The sequence below is a fragment of the Acinetobacter sp. MYb191 genome (assembly GCF_037572605.1).
GTDB lineage: Bacteria > Pseudomonadota > Gammaproteobacteria > Pseudomonadales > Moraxellaceae > Acinetobacter > Acinetobacter johnsonii.
The window spans coordinates 228,706-245,867 of record NZ_JBBGZP010000005.1 but is presented as its reverse complement, the minus strand read 5'-3'; the positions used below and the strand labels follow the sequence as shown (position 1 = coordinate 245,867).

Here is a 17,162-nt window from a genome sequence, read left to right as displayed (position 1 = left end):
TCATGACAGCACAGTCTCAGGCCACCACATCGAACATGTCTTATCAACCCATTGCCGATATGAGCTTTCAGGGCTTACATTGGATTGAAGCTTCAGCAGGCACAGGCAAGACTTTTACCTTATCCAGTTTGATGGTGCGTATTTTTCTTGGGGCCTATTTGCCGAATCAGGTCATTGCAACCACCTTCACCCGTGCTGCCGCTGCGGAGCTGAAAAGTCGCGTTCGGGCTCGTTTGATCGAAACTTTACGTTATTTTGAAGGTTGTCAGAGTCTGACCGAGCGAGAAATACAGGCCAAAATAGCTGTTGAACAAGATCCGCTTTTTATCAAGGTACTCACAGAATACGCACAGCGGGTCGGTTTTGCCCAAGAGCGGTTGAAGTTGGTGATTGATCAGTTAGATGAGCTATTTGTCGGGACATTGGACAGTTTTAGTCAAAAGTTACTGCGTGAGTTTTCTTTTGAAAGTGGCAAGATTGAGCGTGCAGATATCACCGATGATGCGCAGAGTTATACTCAACAGCTCATTCATGATGTCTTACGCGAGTGGATTCAGGCACAGCCGCAGCCTGTGGTGAATTATTTACTGTTAAAACAAAAATTAAAAACCGAACAGGCCTATGTACCGATTGTTGAAAATAGTTTGAACTTTGCATCGGCACAGTTTCAACAGGTGGAAAAACCTGTGCTTGATTTGACGCAATTTGAGCAGGCCATTGATCAATTTATCGCGCTGGATGAGGCACAGATTGAAAGCTTGAAAGACTATTATGCCCCCGAAGGGCAATACCATGCAGTGTTGGGGAAAAAATGGCGTACCAATGCCCTGATGCAGCGCATTCTATGTCAGGACTTACCTGCTTTTTTGACTGCGCTGAAAGAGCAGCGGGCTTATGCCTTATTTGCGCCACATTTTGAAAAAACCTTAAAGCACCTGACTGACCTCGCAACGAAAAAAGTCTTAAACAAATGTGCTGTAGATGTTCTGGAACAGTTTGAGCAGCATCCTGTGTGGCGACAGGTCCGCAGTTTCTTAGACGCATTGGCAGAGCTAGAGCTCAATTTGGATGTGCTGGATGCGTATTTGAAATATCACTTAAGTTCTGAAGTGAAAAAGCGTTTACCACAAGTCTTGCAGCAAAAGAGTGAAACGACTTTTGCCCAGCAAATCCGTACCTTGTCAGAAGCCTTACAGGGCGAGCAGGGCAGGCGCTTTGCTCAGTTTGTACAGGCACGCTATCCACTCATTTTAGTGGATGAGTTTCAAGACACTAACCAAGACCAAGATGACATGCTGGCGCGGATTTGGCGTGATGCCCAGCGCTATCATCAAGGTTGTATGATTATGGTCGGTGACCCGAAACAAGCCATTTATGGCTTTCGTGGGGGTGACATGCTGACCTATAACAAAGCACGTTTAGATGTTTTGGCAAAACACGGTCAGCAGTATAGTTTGAAATATAATCATCGCTCTGTGCAAAAGCTGGTACAGGTGGTGGATGCTTTATTTCAACGCCAACAGGGCTTTGGTGAGCAGGTCTATTACCAGCCTGTAGAAGCAGGGACTCGACCACATCCCGCTTTAGTTGATGCACAGGGTGAAAACCATATACCGCTGCGTTGGCTATTACTTGAAGACAAAAAAAATGAAGCTCAACAAGTGGCATGGAAAATTCGTGATTTAATCAACCAAGGCATTCAACAGCAACTCTATGTGGCAAATGATCCGCCACAGTTTATGGGGGCAAATGATATCGCGGTGTTGTCGAAAAACCATGATGGCTTGGACAAAGTTCAGTTTGAACTAGAGCGTTTGGGAATTTTGGTCAACCGTCCGTCTAAACGCAGTGTGTTTGAAAGTCAGGTCGCGAAAGATGTCGGTGCGTTATTGACCGCAATGATGCATCCTTTTGATGAAGCCAAAGTTCGCCGTGCGCTTTTGAGCCGGCTGTTGGCGATTGATTTAAAACAGTTACTGGAACTGGAAAAACAAGCCAACGGTTTGAGCCAGTTTATGGCGGATTTTGATGACATCCGCGACATGTGGATCAATAAAGGCTTTTTAAGTGCATGGCAGTACGCTTTAAACCTGTTTAAAGTGTGGAAAAACTTGGTGGCTTACCAAAGCCGAGACAACGAACGGACTGTGGTTAATCTTCGACATTTGACTGAGTTGTTGAGCCAACATAGTGAGCAGTTCCAAGGCGCGCAGAAACTGTATCATTGGTATCTCAAACAGTTACATTTGCCTGCGGAACGTGAGTGGGAGTTGGAACGCAAACTCTCCAGCGCCACAGGCGTACAGCTGATGACTATTCATCAGTCCAAAGGTCTAGAGTTTAAAATGGTGTTCTTGCTGGGTGCCGACAAAGACTTTAAGGAAATGAATAAAACCTTAAACTTTTCAACACTGGAACAGATCAATCCGACGACAGGGCAGAGCGAGTTACAGCGCATCGTGGCAGTAAATGATGCCAACCTGTTAGACCCAGCCGCGATTGATCAACACAATGAGCGAGCCGAAGCAGAACAGCATCGCTTATGGTACGTCGCACTGACCCGTGCGAGCCACCGCGTGTATGCCTTACTGCAAGATCAGGAATATAAATCAAATACGGCATTGGCATTTTGGCGTGGCCAAGCCGGTAATCTGTTTGAACATCCTGCCAGTGGTGATGAGGTGCTGCTGACTGAAAAGCCGATCCGTTTACAGCCAGCGGAGCAGCAAGAGATCATTCAGTTACAAGCTTTGGCGTTTCCTGAACAGCGTTTTTATCCACGTTCCAAAACCAGTTTTAGCGCGTTGGCACAGCATTTGAGTCGCAAAGAGGCAATGGATGCCTTAGCGGTTTTGAGCGAGAAAGTGGGCAGTGCGGATGACGAGATGAATCATCCTGTGCTTGAGGATGTGGAACTGAGTCAGCCTTTGGCATGGATTAAACGGCAGTTTCCAATGGGGACGACTGCGGGAACCTTCCTGCACGAAATTTTCGAGCATATTGACTTTCAGGACTCACGTGACTGGGGACTGGAAATTCATCGTCGTTTTAAAAATGATAGTCCCTTACTGTGGCAAGAGTTATTGGGCAAATATCAACACGAGTTTGGACAGGATGATGAAACCCAATTGGTGCTGTGGATGCAAGCGTGGTTAGCAGATGTGCTAGAAACGCCTTTGCATGCAGGTTTTCAGTTGAAGCAACTCAAAGCCGATGAACACTTGGCTGAGTTTCCTTTTTATTTGTCATTGTCCGATCATGTGCTGGCGATTAAACGCATACAGGCATTGTTTCAAGAATACGGCATTGATCTGCTTGACTTAAATGAAGCCAATTCTGCTCGTTACCTGACGGGTTCGATTGACTTGGTTTATTTTGATGGTCAGCGTTATCACATCGCCGATTATAAAAGTAATTTCTTAGGGGCGGATCAGCAGAGCTACAATCATGACGCAATCGAATTGAATATGTCACATGCCAGTTATTGGTTGCAGGCGGGCTTATATTTGGTGGCTTTGCATCGCTATTTAACAGTAAATTTGCTGGACTATGACATTGAAGAACATCTTGGACAGGCGAGTTATCTCTATTTGAGAGGGATGAATGGGCAGCCCAATCAAGGGGTTCTAAGTTGGCATGCCAGCCCAGAGTTTATTTTAAGACTAGATGCCATCTTGGGATATTTTGCTGAAGATACTTCTACTGAAAATCATGTAGGCAAAACTTCTGAATTAAGTGAAATTAGTCACTCATAAACAAAGAATTAAGTTGTGGATAACTTTGAGGATAACCGTGTGGAAAATGTTCATAAAGCCAGTATTGATCAGGCTGCCGTGGTAGACACATGGTTAACGCGTTGGAGTCAGTTTATTCAGCAGTCACCACTGAGTAAAACAGGGCACACCGAAGCGCGTAGTGAAATGATTCAACAGGTTCTTGAAGCCATGCTACGCGGTGAGAGTTGTATCTCGGTTGCAGCTGAAGCCCTCACAGTCTTAGATGATTTGGTGATGGATGAACAGCAGGCACAGCAACAAAAAGCGCCGTTTGTTTACGATGAACAGCAACTATATCTGTATCGTTATTGGGCTTTAGAGCAGTCCTTGGCCCAGCAAGTGGCACGGTTAAAACTACAAAACTTAACGCAAGTGGATATTTCAGCTTATGCCCATTTACTTGAAGATCCACACCAAAAACAGGCTTTGGTTATGGTGGCTGAGCAGGCGCTCGCGATCATTACAGGTGGTCCGGGCACAGGGAAAACTTATACCTTGGCGCGTATTATTGCGGTGCTCAAACAAAGTCTGCCTGATATTCGTATTGCGATGGCTGCACCGACAGGTAAGGCGGCGCAGCGGATGAAAGAAGCCCTGCAGAACTCTTTTCAGGATGAAAAGTTACAAGACTTCATTACCCCAGATTTGAAAAACTTAAACCCTGTGACGCTACATCGACTTTTGGGTCTTGGGAATACGCAGCAACCGCGTTTTCATAGCAGACAACCTTTACCTTATGATGTGATTGTCGTTGATGAAGCGTCAATGCTGGATTTAAATTTGGCGCAGATGCTCTTTGCTGCCATGCCGAATCAAGCCCGTTTGATTTTATTGGGAGATGCCGATCAGTTGGCTTCTGTCGATGTTGGCTCTGTGCTCGCCGATTTACAACAGGTTCCAGCTTTGGCTGAAAATAGAGTCAATTTGGTCAATAGCCGTCGTTTCAAATCAGATGCACGAATTGGAAAGTTGGCACAATTTATTCAACAGCAATCTTGTTTTGACTCAATGACGCATCCTGCTGAAAAACAGAGCGTATTGCATACTTTTCAACAGCAAGTGGTACATGCCACGACGTTGAAGGCGGTTGAGTTGGATCAGGTCAAGGTCGATTATTTACAACTTGAATTGTTGCCCGAGCAGGCTTTATCTGTAGAGCAGTTGCAGCATTATTATGATCTGTTGATGCTTGGCTTTCAGGGCTATGTCGAGGCTTTAAAGCAATATCAGCAAAATCCTAATGAGTCTCTCGTGCCCAAAGTGATTCAACATTTTGATGATTACCGTATTTTGGCCGCCATACGTCACGGCCATTTCGGCTTAAAACAGCTCAATCTGCAAATCGAGCAACGTCTATTAGAACAATCAAAACAAATCAAGCAGGGTGAGTGGTATTTAGGACGCCCTGTGATGATGACCTATAACGACTATCAGTTGGGGGTGTCGAATGGCGATATTGGCCTGTGTTTACAGCGTATACAACAAGGTAAGTTGCAGTTTGAGGTGTATTTCCCTAGTTTGGATAAATGGGTGGCCGCGACACGGTTACCCAAAAATATTGAAACGGCTTTTGCACTGACCATTCACAAATCTCAAGGCTCTGAGTTCACCCATACCGCGGTGGTTTTAGATCGGCAGGCTGAAAAATTACTCAGTAAAGAGTTGATTTATACCGCAATTACGCGGGCGAAAAAAGTGGTCAGTTTACTGGTCGATGCCGATGCATTCGTACATGCTATGGTGACTCGAACCACCCGAGAAAGTGGTCTATCAAGAAAAATTAATCAACAAATTCAATTGTGAAGATTTAATAAACAAATAGGAGCTTTGTACGAAATGGCTTACAGGGATTCAGGAGATTTGCGCATAGAGCTTTGCTGAGGATTTTGAGAAGATGGCTTCACATAAAGAGCTCAACACGGAATGTTGGGTATAATCGCAAAAAGATAATAATAACGTCAGTAGACAGCGAACTTACAGTGAAGTAGGTGAAAGAGGAAACTTACAGCCGCTAAGCCTTGTAGTTTTGGGAGAGACTACAAGGCTTTTTTATATCTGATAAATTGGCAAAATGTGACAAAAAATAGCCATTCATTCCTCGAAGCATAAAATACAGTCATAGATTAAATATCAAAGAGATACTGTCTCAGTATTGCACGGCTTATGCTTTTTTAAATTTAGTTCTTATGTCTTTAAGTGCCTGTTTTTGATTTATTAAATTTTTACTACTGCATTTTTTAGAGGGATTTAAGTTGAATAATGGAGAAAATGAGGAGTTTGTGTAAGCAATCGCTTACATGAAGATGAGTGAAATACGACTTTTTTCTTCTGTGTGATGTGGCAAAATCTGTCACATAAGGATGTAAATGATTAAACATGGAATGTTTAATACAAGACGCGGAAAAGCGCATTATTATAATGATAACCAAAACAACAAGAACAAAAATAAAAGAACACTACAGCGCAAAAAAGCCCAAGTTTACTTGGGCTTTTTTTTATGCTCAGACTAAGTCTGTTTCGCTTCGATCGGTTGCAAATAAGGAGCGACGTTGGTGCTTTAAGATTTTGGGACAATGCTTTGATATTTGATAAAGCATTTTCGCTAAAGCAGGTAAGTGGGTCCCGACGACAGATTTTCCTGTGGTTAATAGCGATACACTAATATCACGTTCTGGATCGGCCCAGCAGAGAATATTGGAAAACCCGAGATGTCCAAAGGCTTGCCCAGTCATGGGTCCAAATAACCCAATAGGATTACTCCCTAACATTGGGCCTAAGGCATAACGCATCGGGACTAATAATGTCCGATCTAAACTGACTCCTGACGTGGCCAATGTCGAGCGAAATACCGTTTGGGCACTCATGATTTGTTTGTCTTGGTATTCGCCACCACTCAAGAGCATTTCAAAGAAACGACCAGCTTGTTCCGCACTGGTATAAATGTTGCCCGCTGGGCAAATCGTGTCCATAAAGCGCGCATCATTGGTCACATCGACGGCCAACTGTAAACCACCGCCCAGTACCCGATTAAGATAATGGTCTGTGCCTAAACGTGGATGTAGACCTGTGGCATAGTTTAAAGCGACATCCGCTCGATACTTAGGTTTTAGGCCATAGTTAAAGTAATCTAAGCCCATGGGTTTTTCGATATTTTCGGCAAGAAATTCACGGGCCGTTTGACCTGTTACCCGCTTGATAATTTCCCCTAAAATATAACCTGACGTCACGGCGTGATACGCCAGATGTGTGCCTGAGGCTGAAACGGGTTGTGCAGCATAAAGACGTTCTAAAATTTGATCTTGATTAAACAACAGTTCAGGTGTGACTTTACTGTCAATGCGAGGAATGCCACCACGATGAGCGAGTAAATGGAAAATGGTGGCACGACGTTTACCGTTTACGCCATATTCGGGAATATAGTGGCTAATCGGATCGAGTAAATTCAGATCACCGCGTTCATCCAACATATGAATCAGCATGGCTGTAACGATTTTAGAGGCGGAAAATAAGCAAACTGGGGTATCGGGTGTGCCAATTTTCGCATCTGCCGCTAAACCATCGGCTGAATTGCCTTGCGCATAACCAATGCTGCGATTTAACAATATTTGTCCCTGACGACGTAAACAGAGGCTGATGAACGGGTAGTTTCCTGTTTTATATAGAGACTCTACACTGGTCCAAATGCTTTGAATTTGTGCGTCATTCATGCCACCCAAGGTAGCGCAGACCTCATTCTTAGAACGAATCACGTGGTTGAGGTCATGGGGGACATAACAGGTATTGGCAGATAAAATTTTCACAAATTTCTCTCTATTTTTCGTTTTTATTGGGTCTGAGTCTGATATTGAAAATCAGGATTGTCATTATTGTGCATGATTTGTGCAAAGCCGTCAGTTGCTGAATTGACTGCGAACATAAAACATTTTTGCAATATAGCGCTAGATCCCTTAAAATAATGCCTTGCTGTAGTGATGCACGGCAGTCAACTTGGTTTTGAAGAATCAATTTGATTTGTATCAAATGTAACTTATAAGCATCTCGGAGAAATCGAATGGCTTTAACAAACGCAGATCGCGCAGAGATCATTGCTAAATTTGCTCGCGCTGAAAACGACACTGGTTCACCAGAAGTTCAAGTAGCTCTTTTAACTGCTCAAATCAATGATTTACAAGGTCACTTCAAAGAGCACAAACACGACCACCATAGCCGTCGCGGTCTTATCCGTATGGTTAACCAACGTCGTAAGCTTCTTGATTACCTTAAAGGTAAAGACGCTACTCGTTACAGCGACTTGATTGCTGCTTTAGGTTTACGTCGTTAATTCGATTAAACTTTTATTTTCGGACTATCGCATTTTGAATGCTTTATTACTGAAAAAGAAAGTCTACCTTGCTTCTGTGAGGTAATGGGGAAGGGGCGAATGTTTCGCTCCTTCTTTGTGTCTTAAAATCATATTTTTAGTCTCTGGTGAGGTCGGCTTCTAAGCTTTGTCATTTATACAGTTGCCTGAAATGGCAATGTGAATGCCAAACCTTAGGGGTCTCCACTAGAATAAAAATCAGGAAAGAAAAATACATGTCTATGTTTAATATTATTCGTAAAGAATTCCAATATGGTCAACACACGGTTGTTTTAGAAACTGGTCGTGTTGCTCGTCAAGCAAACACTGTTGTGATCACCATGGGTGGTGTACAGGTTCTTGTTGCAATCGTTGCTCAACCAAAAGCAAAAGCAGGCCAAGACTTCTTCCCGTTGACTGTTAACTACCAAGAAAAACAATATGCTGCAGGTCGTATCCCAGGTGGTTACGGTAAGCGTGAAGGTCGTCAGTCTGAAGCTGAAACTTTAATTTCACGTCTTATTGACCGTCCAATCCGTCCATTGTTCCCAGAAGGTTTCTACAACGAAATCCAAGTAACAGCGACTGTTATTTCTTCTGATAAAACCATGGAAGGCGATATCGCTGCAATGTTGGGTGCTTCAGCTGCGATGTCTATTGCTGGTGTTCCATTTGCAGGCCCAATCGCAGGCGCACGTGTTGGTTTAATCAACGGTGAATACATCCTTAACCCAACTTTAGAACAGCTTAAAGAATCTGATCTTGACCTTGTGGTTGCAGGTACTGAAGCTGCTGTATTGATGGTTGAATCTGAAGCGAAAGAGCTTTCTGAAGACCAAATGTTAGGCGCTGTACTTTTCGGTCATGACGAAATGCAAATCGCAATTCAAGCGATTAAAGAATTTGCTGCTGCTGCGGGTGCGGTTGAATCAACTTGGGTTGCGCCAGTTAAAAATGAAGAGCTTCTTGGCAAATTGAAAGATGCATTTGAAGCGAAAATCTCTGAAGCGTATACCATTGCTGTTAAGCAAGACCGTTACGCAGCATTAGATGCACTTCACGTAGAAGCTGTTGCTCAGTTCGTTCCTGAAAATGATGAAACTGGCATTGCTGCTGAAGTTGACGAATTATTCGAAGATTTGAAATACCGTACGGTACGTGACAACATCTTGTCTGGTAAACCACGTATTGATGGTCGTGACACGAAAACTGTTCGTGCCATTGATGTTCAAGTGGGCGTATTAGGCCGTGCACACGGTTCTGCATTATTCACACGTGGTGAAACTCAGGCGTTGGTAACTACCACTTTAGGTAATACCCGTGATGCGTTGATGGTTGATACCCTAGCTGGTACTAAAACTGACAACTTCATGTTGCACTACAACTTCCCTGCATACTCTGTCGGTGAAACAGGTCGTGAATCTGGTCCTAAGCGTCGTGAAATCGGTCATGGTCGTTTGGCGCGTCGTGGTGTTCAAGCAGTTCTTCCTGCGGCTGACCGCTTCCCGTACGTGATCCGTATCGTATCGGATATTACTGAATCAAACGGTTCATCTTCAATGGCTTCTGTATGTGGTGCTTCATTATCCCTTATGGATGCAGGTGTTCCATTGAAAGCGCCAGTTGCAGGTATTGCAATGGGTCTAGTGAAAGAAGGCGAGCGTTTCGCAGTTCTTTCTGACATTTTAGGTGATGAAGATCACTTAGGTGACATGGACTTTAAAGTAGCCGGTTCTGCGAACGGTATTACTGCACTTCAAATGGATATCAAGATCGAAGGTATCACTGAAGAGATCATGGAAGCGGCATTGAACCAAGCGTATGCAGGCCGTATGCATATCTTGAATGAAATGAACCAAGTGATTTCACGTGCTCGCCCTGAAATTTCAATGCATGCACCGACATTCCAAGTGATCAACATCAACCCAGACAAGATTCGTGATGTAATTGGTAAAGGTGGTGCAACCATCCGTGCCATTACTGAAGAAACCAAAGCTGCAATTGATATTGAAGACAACGGTACCGTTCGTGTATTTGGTGAAACCAAAGCTGCTGCTGCTGCTGCGGTTGCAAAAATCCAAGCACTGACTGCTGAAATTGAACCAGGTACAATTTACGTTGGTAAAGTCATTCGTATCGTTGAATTCGGTGCGTTTGTAAACATCCTTCCAGGTACTGATGGCTTACTTCACATTTCACAAATCTCGAACGAGCGTATTGCAAACGTGGCAGATGTGTTGAAAGAAGGTCAAGAAATTAAGGTACAAGTTGCGGATGTAGACAACCGTGGTCGTATCAAATTGACGATGAAAGACATCGAACAAGTTTAATCTCTTGTCAATTCACATGGTGTTTGCCATGTGAATTGAGTTGTCTGAAAAAGCCTTGAGCTTGGCCAATGTAAACTTTGGCTTGCTCAGGGCTTTTTTTATGGCATCATGCTGGCTAAGACAGACAATAATAAATGAGATATGCAAAGCTATTATTTCTATCAACATCCCACCGCACAGCATACTTATGTGCAGAAACAGCCGATTGCAGAGCAGGAAGCCGAGTTTATTTGGGTGGAGTGTAGCCGTGACGATGTGGTCAATCGGGCAGAACATTGGCAGCAGGACATTTATGCGGCAACGGGACTGTGGATGAATGAATATCATCTGCGTGACATTCTAAATTTAGAACATCCTTGTGCCTTTGACACTTTGGAAGATTATGACTTGCTGATCTTTCGTAAGTTGATCACACCCGATGACCAAATCAAGCTTGATACGCAAGCGACTGAAAAACATGAACGGGTTTTTGGTCTGGCGACGACCCCGATTAGCTTTATGCTCACGCCGCAAGTCTTGATTACGGTTAGAGAGCAGGGCAATAAAGAAGTTGAAAGCTATATTCAGCGTATGGAAACGGTGTTGAGCCGTCCGATTGAAGAACATAATAAACCCCGAAAACTACCTGCAACGCCTTTAGATTTGACCTTGAGACTCCTCAATAACATGGTGGATGGTTATCTCGATTTACGTGTTCCGCTGACACGTCGAGTGGAGTTTTGGCAGCAAGAGCTTTTACAAGGGCATCGCCGTTTTACCAAGTGGCATCAACTGTTGCAAGAGAATATGGCTTTCCAACAAGTGGAAAACTTGTGTGAAGAACAAATTGAGACTTTGCAGGAATTGCGTGATGAAATTGTCGATAATTATTCGCACTTGAAAGGGAAAAAGCGTAGCGAAAAACAAGACATCATGCTGGTACGTGTCGATGATTTAACCAGTCATATTGAACGTATTCAAAAGCATACCATTCGTTTGAGAAATGCAGTGCAAGCAGCTATCGATTTGCATTTTTCTGCCATTGCCAATCAAACTAATGAAAATATGCGGATTTTAGCCATTATTACCGCAATTTTTGCGCCATTGACCTTACTGACAGGCGTGTATGGTATGAACTTTGAGTTTATTCCGGGGCTGAAGTCTCCAACAGGATTTTGGATCATGTTGGGTATCATGTTAATGACGACATTGATTTTACTGTATTATTTTTATCGACGTCATTTGGTTGGGCGTGGCGAAAAAAGTGTCATCGATATGTTGGCACAGCAGCATGCGGATCAACATATGAATTTATTTTGGTTCATCGATTATGAGCCGATCAAGCAAACGGTGAAGGGCACCATCAAAGATTTAGAGAAAATCACCAAATTAAAATAATTCGGTGATTTTCCACATAGACCATTAAAGCAAATGGGCTTTAAGGTGTTTCTTTACATGCTGACGCTATCCTTGTTCAATTTATTATTCGGATATATGGGCGTCGCAGGGAGATTTAATTTAAGAAGTTTTTAACTGGGCTCCTTTTAAAATCCGATAAAGCTGATCTTTAATGAACAACTTTTTGCGTTTGAGGGGCTCAATCTCTCCACGATGAATCCTGACAGGGTCTTGTTCGAGTAAACAAATTTCCTGATCGAGAGCTTCATGGTCGTCAAACATTTTAGAAAAATGCGGATTGTCTTCTCTAAGCTGTTGAATCATGTCTCGGTATTCAGGAAACATGAGCTTAGTCTTTTTATTACAAACTTTGAGTTTCATGGTTGCCGTCTAATCCTCTTATTCAAAAATAAAAAAAGAAAGAAAGGCATGCGCCAATCTTTCTTTATAGAACTAGTGTTGAGTCGTTTGAACTGGGTCAGTGAGATGTAAATGTTTTACTTCACGACGAAGTTTTTGAACTTCCTCAATCAAATCCAGCATCATTGCGACTGCAGTAAAGCTGGCATCAAAGTCACGTTGTAAGCGATAGGCTCGCCGTGCACGTGAGACATCATCACCAAAAAATTGGTGAATGCGGTTATCGGGTCGGTTAGGCAGAATGTCATATTCCAACAGCTGTAAAACCCATTCAGGACTTTGTCCGCAGGCTTCAGCAAAATGCTTTAAATCAAAGCTATGTTGTTCATCAACAATTTCAGCGTGTCGACATCCGTCTAAAATAATTTCACGATATTGAATAGTCGTCATAATTTTCTCCTTAAGACTGACGCGGCTTAAAGTGAGGGAAGGCTTCAGCAAAGGCTTGGTAGGCTTGCTGTTCTTGCTCACTCTGCGCAGGAGGTTGAACAATGTTTAAAATTAAATATAAATGTCCTGCCGTTTTGGCTGGAATCCCCTGATCTTTTAAACGGAGTTGCTGCCCCGTTTTGGCATTTTTCGGAATTTGAATTTGTAATGTCCGACCATTGGGTAGTGCGGCGGTGATGCTTTGCCCCAAAGCAGCTTCCCAAGGACTAATGTTGAGTTGGTGATAGACATCAACTCCTTCAACGCGTGTGGTCTCCGTATCTTTGTAATAAATTTCGATATACAGGTCGCCATTTTCACCGCCCTGAATACCCGACTGTCCTTGACCACTTAAGCGAATTTGTTGCCCTTCTTTCATGCCTTTAGGGATTTTAACTTCCAGCGTTTTACGCTGAATTTCTGCTTCACTATAGGCATTTAAAGTGGGAATCTGTAAGGTAATGGTTTGGGTGGTACCGTGGAATCCAACCTCAAGATCGACCTCTAAACGCGCATGTTGGTCTTCGCCTTTATGGCGTGAGCTATTTTGGCGTTGATATTGATAGTTTGATCCTCCAAAACCTGAACCAAAACGCCCAAATAAGTCTTCAAATCCTGAAAAATCATGTGCCTGTTGTCCGCCTTGGGCATTTCGAAATGCTTCTTCAAAACCGCCAAAGTCTGCATTGGGGTTGAATTGCTGTGAGCCTTGTGGATGATCGAGTTCAAAGTCATATTCTGCTTTTTTCGTTTCATCACTTAAGGTGTCATAGGCGACATTCAATTCTTGCATCCGCGCTTCAGCATCAGGCTCCTTACTGACATCGGGATGATACTTACGTGCCAATTTTCGATAGGCTTTTTTAATTTGTTCGGCGGTCGCATCTCGCGTTAAACCGAGTATTTCATAATGGTTCTTCGGCATAAATAAGATTAAATAAATTGATTAAGTTTTAATCATTATTCAGCCTTTCAGCAGATTTCAACAGTAAAGATATGTTCCTTATTGTTTCAAAACATGACAAGAAAAAAGCCCCGATGAAAGGGGCTTTGATGGATGAGGGATACTTAATATTTGACCCATGTGATGTTGCGCCCACCGCCATTTTCGGTCGACGTTCCTCGAATTCGTAAGTGCTTACCATTGTTGCTGAGTCGTGCATATGCGTCATAACGTAGCCCTGTGAAAGGGTCGAGGAACTGTCCATGGCTATAGGTCGAATCTTTGGCATTGTCTAACTGCAAATGGCTGAGCGTTGTCATGCCGACGATGGGTTGATTTTTATTGACCCCATCACACTTGCTACAGTTTTCTATTTTTACCGCACCTGGAATTTCACGCGTACTTACGATGACTGCTTTATAGCTATTGTTTTTGTCTTTTTCAATCATGACGTCACTGAGAGAGTATCCTGTTTTATCATCGATAGTTTTCCATTTTCCGACCAAAGGATCAGTTGCTGCAAAACTGGAGAAGGCACATAAACTGCTGAGTACGAAAAGACTGCAAGAAAATTTCATGATGATAAAACCCCAATGGAAGAGAAAAATAAAGACATATAAAAATTATGGGTTTATTTATAACGAAATTTAAGCGGTGTGACCAGTGAAATATCTATGAATAAAAGTGATGAATCATTTGAATTATCTTATTTTTATGAGAACAAAGGCATAAAAAAAGAGCAGTTCAGCTGCTCTTTTTTTATTGCACATGACGTGCTTAGCTTAAGTGTTCACCAAATAAACCTAAGGCTTCTTCTGCACTAAAGCTGTATTGCGTGTTACAGAACTGGCAGTCCATGGTAATCGGGTTTTGATGTTCTAGCGTTTCACGAACGGCTTCGGCGCCAATTTGTTCAAGCGCTTGAGCACAACGTTCTTTAGAACAGGTACAGCCAAATTTCAGTACTTCAACTTCAGGCAAGCGTACTTCTTCTTCGTTGTATAAACGGTAAAGAATTTCACTGGATTCTAAATCGGTTAACTCTTCGATTTTGAGCGTTTCAGTCAACATGGTCAGGCGTGGCCATAAGTCTTGATCAACACGTTCTTGTTCCTCTTCACTGTTACGTGGTAACAGCTGAATGAGTAAACCGCCAGCACGTTGGGCTGAACTGGCCAAAACGATACGCGTTGGAATTTGGGCAGATAGGTCATAATACTGCATTAAACAACCTGCAAGATTTGGCTTGTCTAAAGCCACAATCCCTTGATAACGCTCACCAAATTCTGGCTCAATATTAATAAATAGTACAGGGCTAATGAGGGTGCTCAATACCGTACTGCTGCTGTCAGCAGCATTAAAGCGTGAATCCGTTTCATAATCCGCCAAGGCACGCACTTCACCAAGGTGATTACATTCAGCCATGGCCCATTTGAAACTACCTGAAGCCTGAATTTGTAAACTAATACGGCCTTTAATTTTTAAAGTACTGGCAAGTAATGCCGTGGCACTGAGCATTTCACCTAACAGCACTTGGACTGCAGGTGCATAATCACGCTGCGCCAAGATGGTTTGTAGGGTTTCTTCTAGATGAACCACTTCACCACGAACAGGACTATCTTCAATATAAAAGCGTTGACGCAAATCAGACATAAATTTCTCCAATATCCTGTCTTAATGGTGACGATATTGTAAAACACAAGTCATTTTACTTCATCCCGTGTTACATCTATTCGGTCATGTTGTAACTCACGTTGTAGGTCAACACCCACAGGGCTTTGGCGTAATTGGGTATCACTTTCAAATAAGTGTTCTAATTCGGCCAGAGCATTCCGATGTGTTTCATACACCTTCTGTTCATCGTTATAAATACTTTGCTGCTGCGCGAGCAGTTTTTCATCATAATCGCGAAATAACTCAATGCTCTTATAGGCATCTTGTTCTGCAATGCCTAAATTACGCAGGGCAAAATAGGCCATCCCTAAAGACGATAAATAGGTTTCACGCCAAATATGTTCCACCCCTAAGTCACGTAGTAAATGTACATGATGTCGATCGCGGGCACGGACCAGCAAGTTTAAATCTGGATAATTGAGCCGGATATGGCGTGCCACATTCATCGAGTCTTCAATATCATCAATGGCTAACACAAACACTTTGGCATGTTCTATACCTGCTGCACGCAGGATATCGGGTTGAGTGGCATCACCATAGTAGAGTTTACCGCCATAGTTGCGAACGAAATCAACCTTGTCGATATTGCTATCAATCGCTGTGAAGGTTTGGTGTTGTAAGTGAACCAAACGCGCCACAATTTGTCCGACACGGCCAAAGCCAGCAATGATCATCGGGTTATGCTGTTCAGGAATCTCATCATAGACGGGTGTGGTTTCTTTTTCGAATAGTGGCACCACCCACGAACTCATCAGCCAGTACAGAATAGGCGTCAGAATCATCGACAATGTCACGATCAAATTGATCGGCTCTAAAATGGCCTGCGTAATCACGTGTTCACTCATGGCAACATTGAGCACCACAAAAGCAAACTCACCGCCTTGTGCCAAACAGGTGGCCAGCATCAAACTATTGCGCCATGAAAACTCGAAGTAGCGAGCGATGGCCGTTAAGGCCAGTAGTTTGACCAACATCAGCAATAACGCACCGCCAATAATCAGACTTGGGCTTTCCCACAGGAGCGAAACTTGCGTGCTCATCCCGACGGTCATAAAAAATAGACCGAGAAGTAGACCTTTAAATGGTGCAATACTGGCTTCCAGTTCATGACGGAATTCAGAGTCAGCTAGAAGTACCCCAGTTAAAAATGCGCCCAAGGTGGTACTGATGCCTAAGACATCCATCAGCGCGACTACGCCTAAGACAATAAACAAACCGACTGCAGTAATCAGTTCGTGCGCGCCACTTTTAGCCACAAAGCGGAAAAAAGGGCGCATGAGGTAGCGGCTAAATAAAAACAAGCCTGTAAAGGTAGAAACAATCGCTGCAAAGTAGGCAATGCCATGATGGGTTGAGTTTGTTCCCGCAAGAAGGGGGATAATCGCAATCAGCGGAATCGCAGCGATATCTTGGAAGAGTAAAATAGAAAAAGACTGCTGACCAAAAGTGGTATTGAGCTGCTGTTTTTCGCTTAAAAGCTGTAGCACAAAAGCGGTAGAAGAAAGGGCAAGGGCAAAACCAATCACAACACTGGCCGCAATCTGCTGTTGCAGGGCAAAAAAGACGATGCACGCCAGTAGCACGCCGCAGAGTGTTACTTGTAAACTGCCCATCACAAAAATGGATTTACGCATTTCCCATAAACGTTGTGGGCGAAGTTCTAGTCCAATAATGAACATCAAGAAAATCACGCCGTACTCAGCGAGTTTATGAATGTCTTCAGGGTCATGGACGACATTTAATACACTGGGACCGAGTAAGATACCCGTGAATAAATAGCCGAGTACCGTGGCAATCCCCAGCCGTTTGGCCAACGGAACGATCATCAGTGCCGCAGCCAAAAAGAGGGTGATTTGAAGCAGTAGAGACATTGC

Annotated in this window: 12 protein-coding genes; 5 read left to right on the top strand and 7 right to left on the bottom strand. The window is 43.4% G+C overall.

Annotated features, from left to right (window positions below; all coding sequences use genetic code 11):
• Nucleotides 1-2 precede the first annotated feature (2 nt).
• Together WH214_RS01215 and recD are read left to right on the top strand one after the other, a co-directional pair.
• Nucleotides 3-3,755: a UvrD-helicase domain-containing protein gene (locus tag WH214_RS01215; RefSeq protein WP_339421790.1), complete on the top strand. Its 3,753-nt coding sequence runs from the start codon at nt 3-5 to the stop codon at nt 3,753-3,755.
• 39 nt (nt 3,756-3,794) lie between these two features.
• Entirely contained in the window at nt 3,795-5,579 is a 1,785-nt protein-coding gene (gene recD / locus WH214_RS01210) for an exodeoxyribonuclease V subunit alpha (protein WP_339421789.1), read from the top strand.
• 698 nt (nt 5,580-6,277) lie between these two features.
• Here recD and WH214_RS01205 read toward each other — a convergent pair.
• Nucleotides 6,278-7,576: a serine hydrolase domain-containing protein gene (locus WH214_RS01205; protein ID WP_339421788.1), complete on the bottom strand. Its 1,299-nt coding sequence runs from the start codon at nt 7,574-7,576 to the stop codon at nt 6,278-6,280.
• A gap of 251 nt (nt 7,577-7,827) precedes the next feature.
• On the opposite strand from WH214_RS01205, the gene rpsO reads away from it, so the two are divergent.
• The 3 genes from rpsO (at nt 7,828) to WH214_RS01190 (ending at nt 11,822) form a co-directional block, all read left to right on the top strand.
• Nucleotides 7,828-8,097, top strand: coding sequence for a 30S ribosomal protein S15 (gene rpsO, locus WH214_RS01200; RefSeq protein WP_004692669.1), 270 nt, complete (start codon nt 7,828-7,830; stop codon nt 8,095-8,097).
• A 260-nt stretch (nt 8,098-8,357) separates the two neighbouring features.
• The gene (pnp, locus tag WH214_RS01195; protein ID WP_171054252.1) at nt 8,358-10,445 is read left to right on the top strand and encodes a polyribonucleotide nucleotidyltransferase; all 2,088 of its coding nucleotides are present in this window, start codon (nt 8,358-8,360) and stop codon (nt 10,443-10,445) included.
• Between the two features lie 141 nt (nt 10,446-10,586).
• Nucleotides 10,587-11,822: a magnesium transporter CorA family protein gene (locus tag WH214_RS01190; protein WP_004692666.1), complete on the top strand. Its 1,236-nt coding sequence runs from the start codon at nt 10,587-10,589 to the stop codon at nt 11,820-11,822.
• A 120-nt stretch (nt 11,823-11,942) separates the two neighbouring features.
• Here WH214_RS01190 and WH214_RS01185 read toward each other — a convergent pair whose 3' ends face one another.
• The 6 genes from WH214_RS01185 to WH214_RS01160 form a co-directional block, all read right to left on the bottom strand.
• Complete coding sequence (locus WH214_RS01185) at nt 11,943-12,203, bottom strand: YdcH family protein (RefSeq protein ID WP_004692664.1); 261 nt, start codon at nt 12,201-12,203, stop codon at nt 11,943-11,945.
• A 72-nt stretch (nt 12,204-12,275) separates the two neighbouring features.
• Complete coding sequence (locus WH214_RS01180) at nt 12,276-12,632, bottom strand: chaperone modulator CbpM (RefSeq protein ID WP_004978810.1); 357 nt, start codon at nt 12,630-12,632, stop codon at nt 12,276-12,278.
• A gap of 10 nt (nt 12,633-12,642) precedes the next feature.
• On the bottom strand, nt 12,643-13,596 hold the full coding sequence (locus WH214_RS01175) for a DnaJ C-terminal domain-containing protein (protein ID WP_339421787.1): 954 nt from the start codon (nt 13,594-13,596) through the stop codon (nt 12,643-12,645).
• 143 nt (nt 13,597-13,739) lie between these two features.
• The gene (locus WH214_RS01170; protein WP_126038458.1) at nt 13,740-14,192 is read right to left on the bottom strand and encodes a DUF2147 domain-containing protein; all 453 of its coding nucleotides are present in this window, start codon (nt 14,190-14,192) and stop codon (nt 13,740-13,742) included.
• A 199-nt stretch (nt 14,193-14,391) separates the two neighbouring features.
• Nucleotides 14,392-15,267, bottom strand: coding sequence for an Hsp33 family molecular chaperone HslO (gene hslO / locus WH214_RS01165; RefSeq protein ID WP_339421786.1), 876 nt, complete (start codon nt 15,265-15,267; stop codon nt 14,392-14,394).
• 50 nt (nt 15,268-15,317) lie between these two features.
• Nucleotides 15,318-17,159, bottom strand: a complete 1,842-nt coding sequence (locus tag WH214_RS01160; RefSeq protein WP_339421785.1) for a monovalent cation:proton antiporter-2 (CPA2) family protein — start codon at nt 17,157-17,159, stop codon at nt 15,318-15,320.
• Between the last annotated feature and the right edge of the window lie 3 nt (nt 17,160-17,162).

Excerpts from the sequence above, each read along its gene's own strand:
- WH214_RS01215 (WP_339421790.1), top strand. The coding sequence starts at position 3 with ATGACAGCACAGTCTCAGGCCACCACATCGAACATGTCTTATCAACCC.
- hslO (WP_339421786.1), bottom strand. The coding sequence starts at position 15,267 with ATGTCTGATTTGCGTCAACGCTTTTATATTGAAGATAGTCCTGTTCGT.
- WH214_RS01175 (WP_339421787.1), bottom strand. The coding sequence starts at position 13,596 with ATGCCGAAGAACCATTATGAAATACTCGGTTTAACGCGAGATGCGACC.
- WH214_RS01180 (WP_004978810.1), bottom strand. The coding sequence starts at position 12,632 with ATGACGACTATTCAATATCGTGAAATTATTTTAGACGGATGTCGACAC.
- pnp (WP_171054252.1), top strand. The coding sequence starts at position 8,358 with ATGTTTAATATTATTCGTAAAGAATTCCAATATGGTCAACACACGGTT.
- WH214_RS01160 (WP_339421785.1), bottom strand. The coding sequence starts at position 17,159 with ATGTCTCTACTGCTTCAAATCACCCTCTTTTTGGCTGCGGCACTGATG.
- WH214_RS01185 (WP_004692664.1), bottom strand. The coding sequence starts at position 12,203 with ATGAAACTCAAAGTTTGTAATAAAAAGACTAAGCTCATGTTTCCTGAA.
- WH214_RS01190 (WP_004692666.1), top strand. The coding sequence starts at position 10,587 with ATGCAAAGCTATTATTTCTATCAACATCCCACCGCACAGCATACTTAT.
- WH214_RS01170 (WP_126038458.1), bottom strand. The coding sequence starts at position 14,192 with ATGAAATTTTCTTGCAGTCTTTTCGTACTCAGCAGTTTATGTGCCTTC.
- rpsO (WP_004692669.1), top strand. The coding sequence starts at position 7,828 with ATGGCTTTAACAAACGCAGATCGCGCAGAGATCATTGCTAAATTTGCT.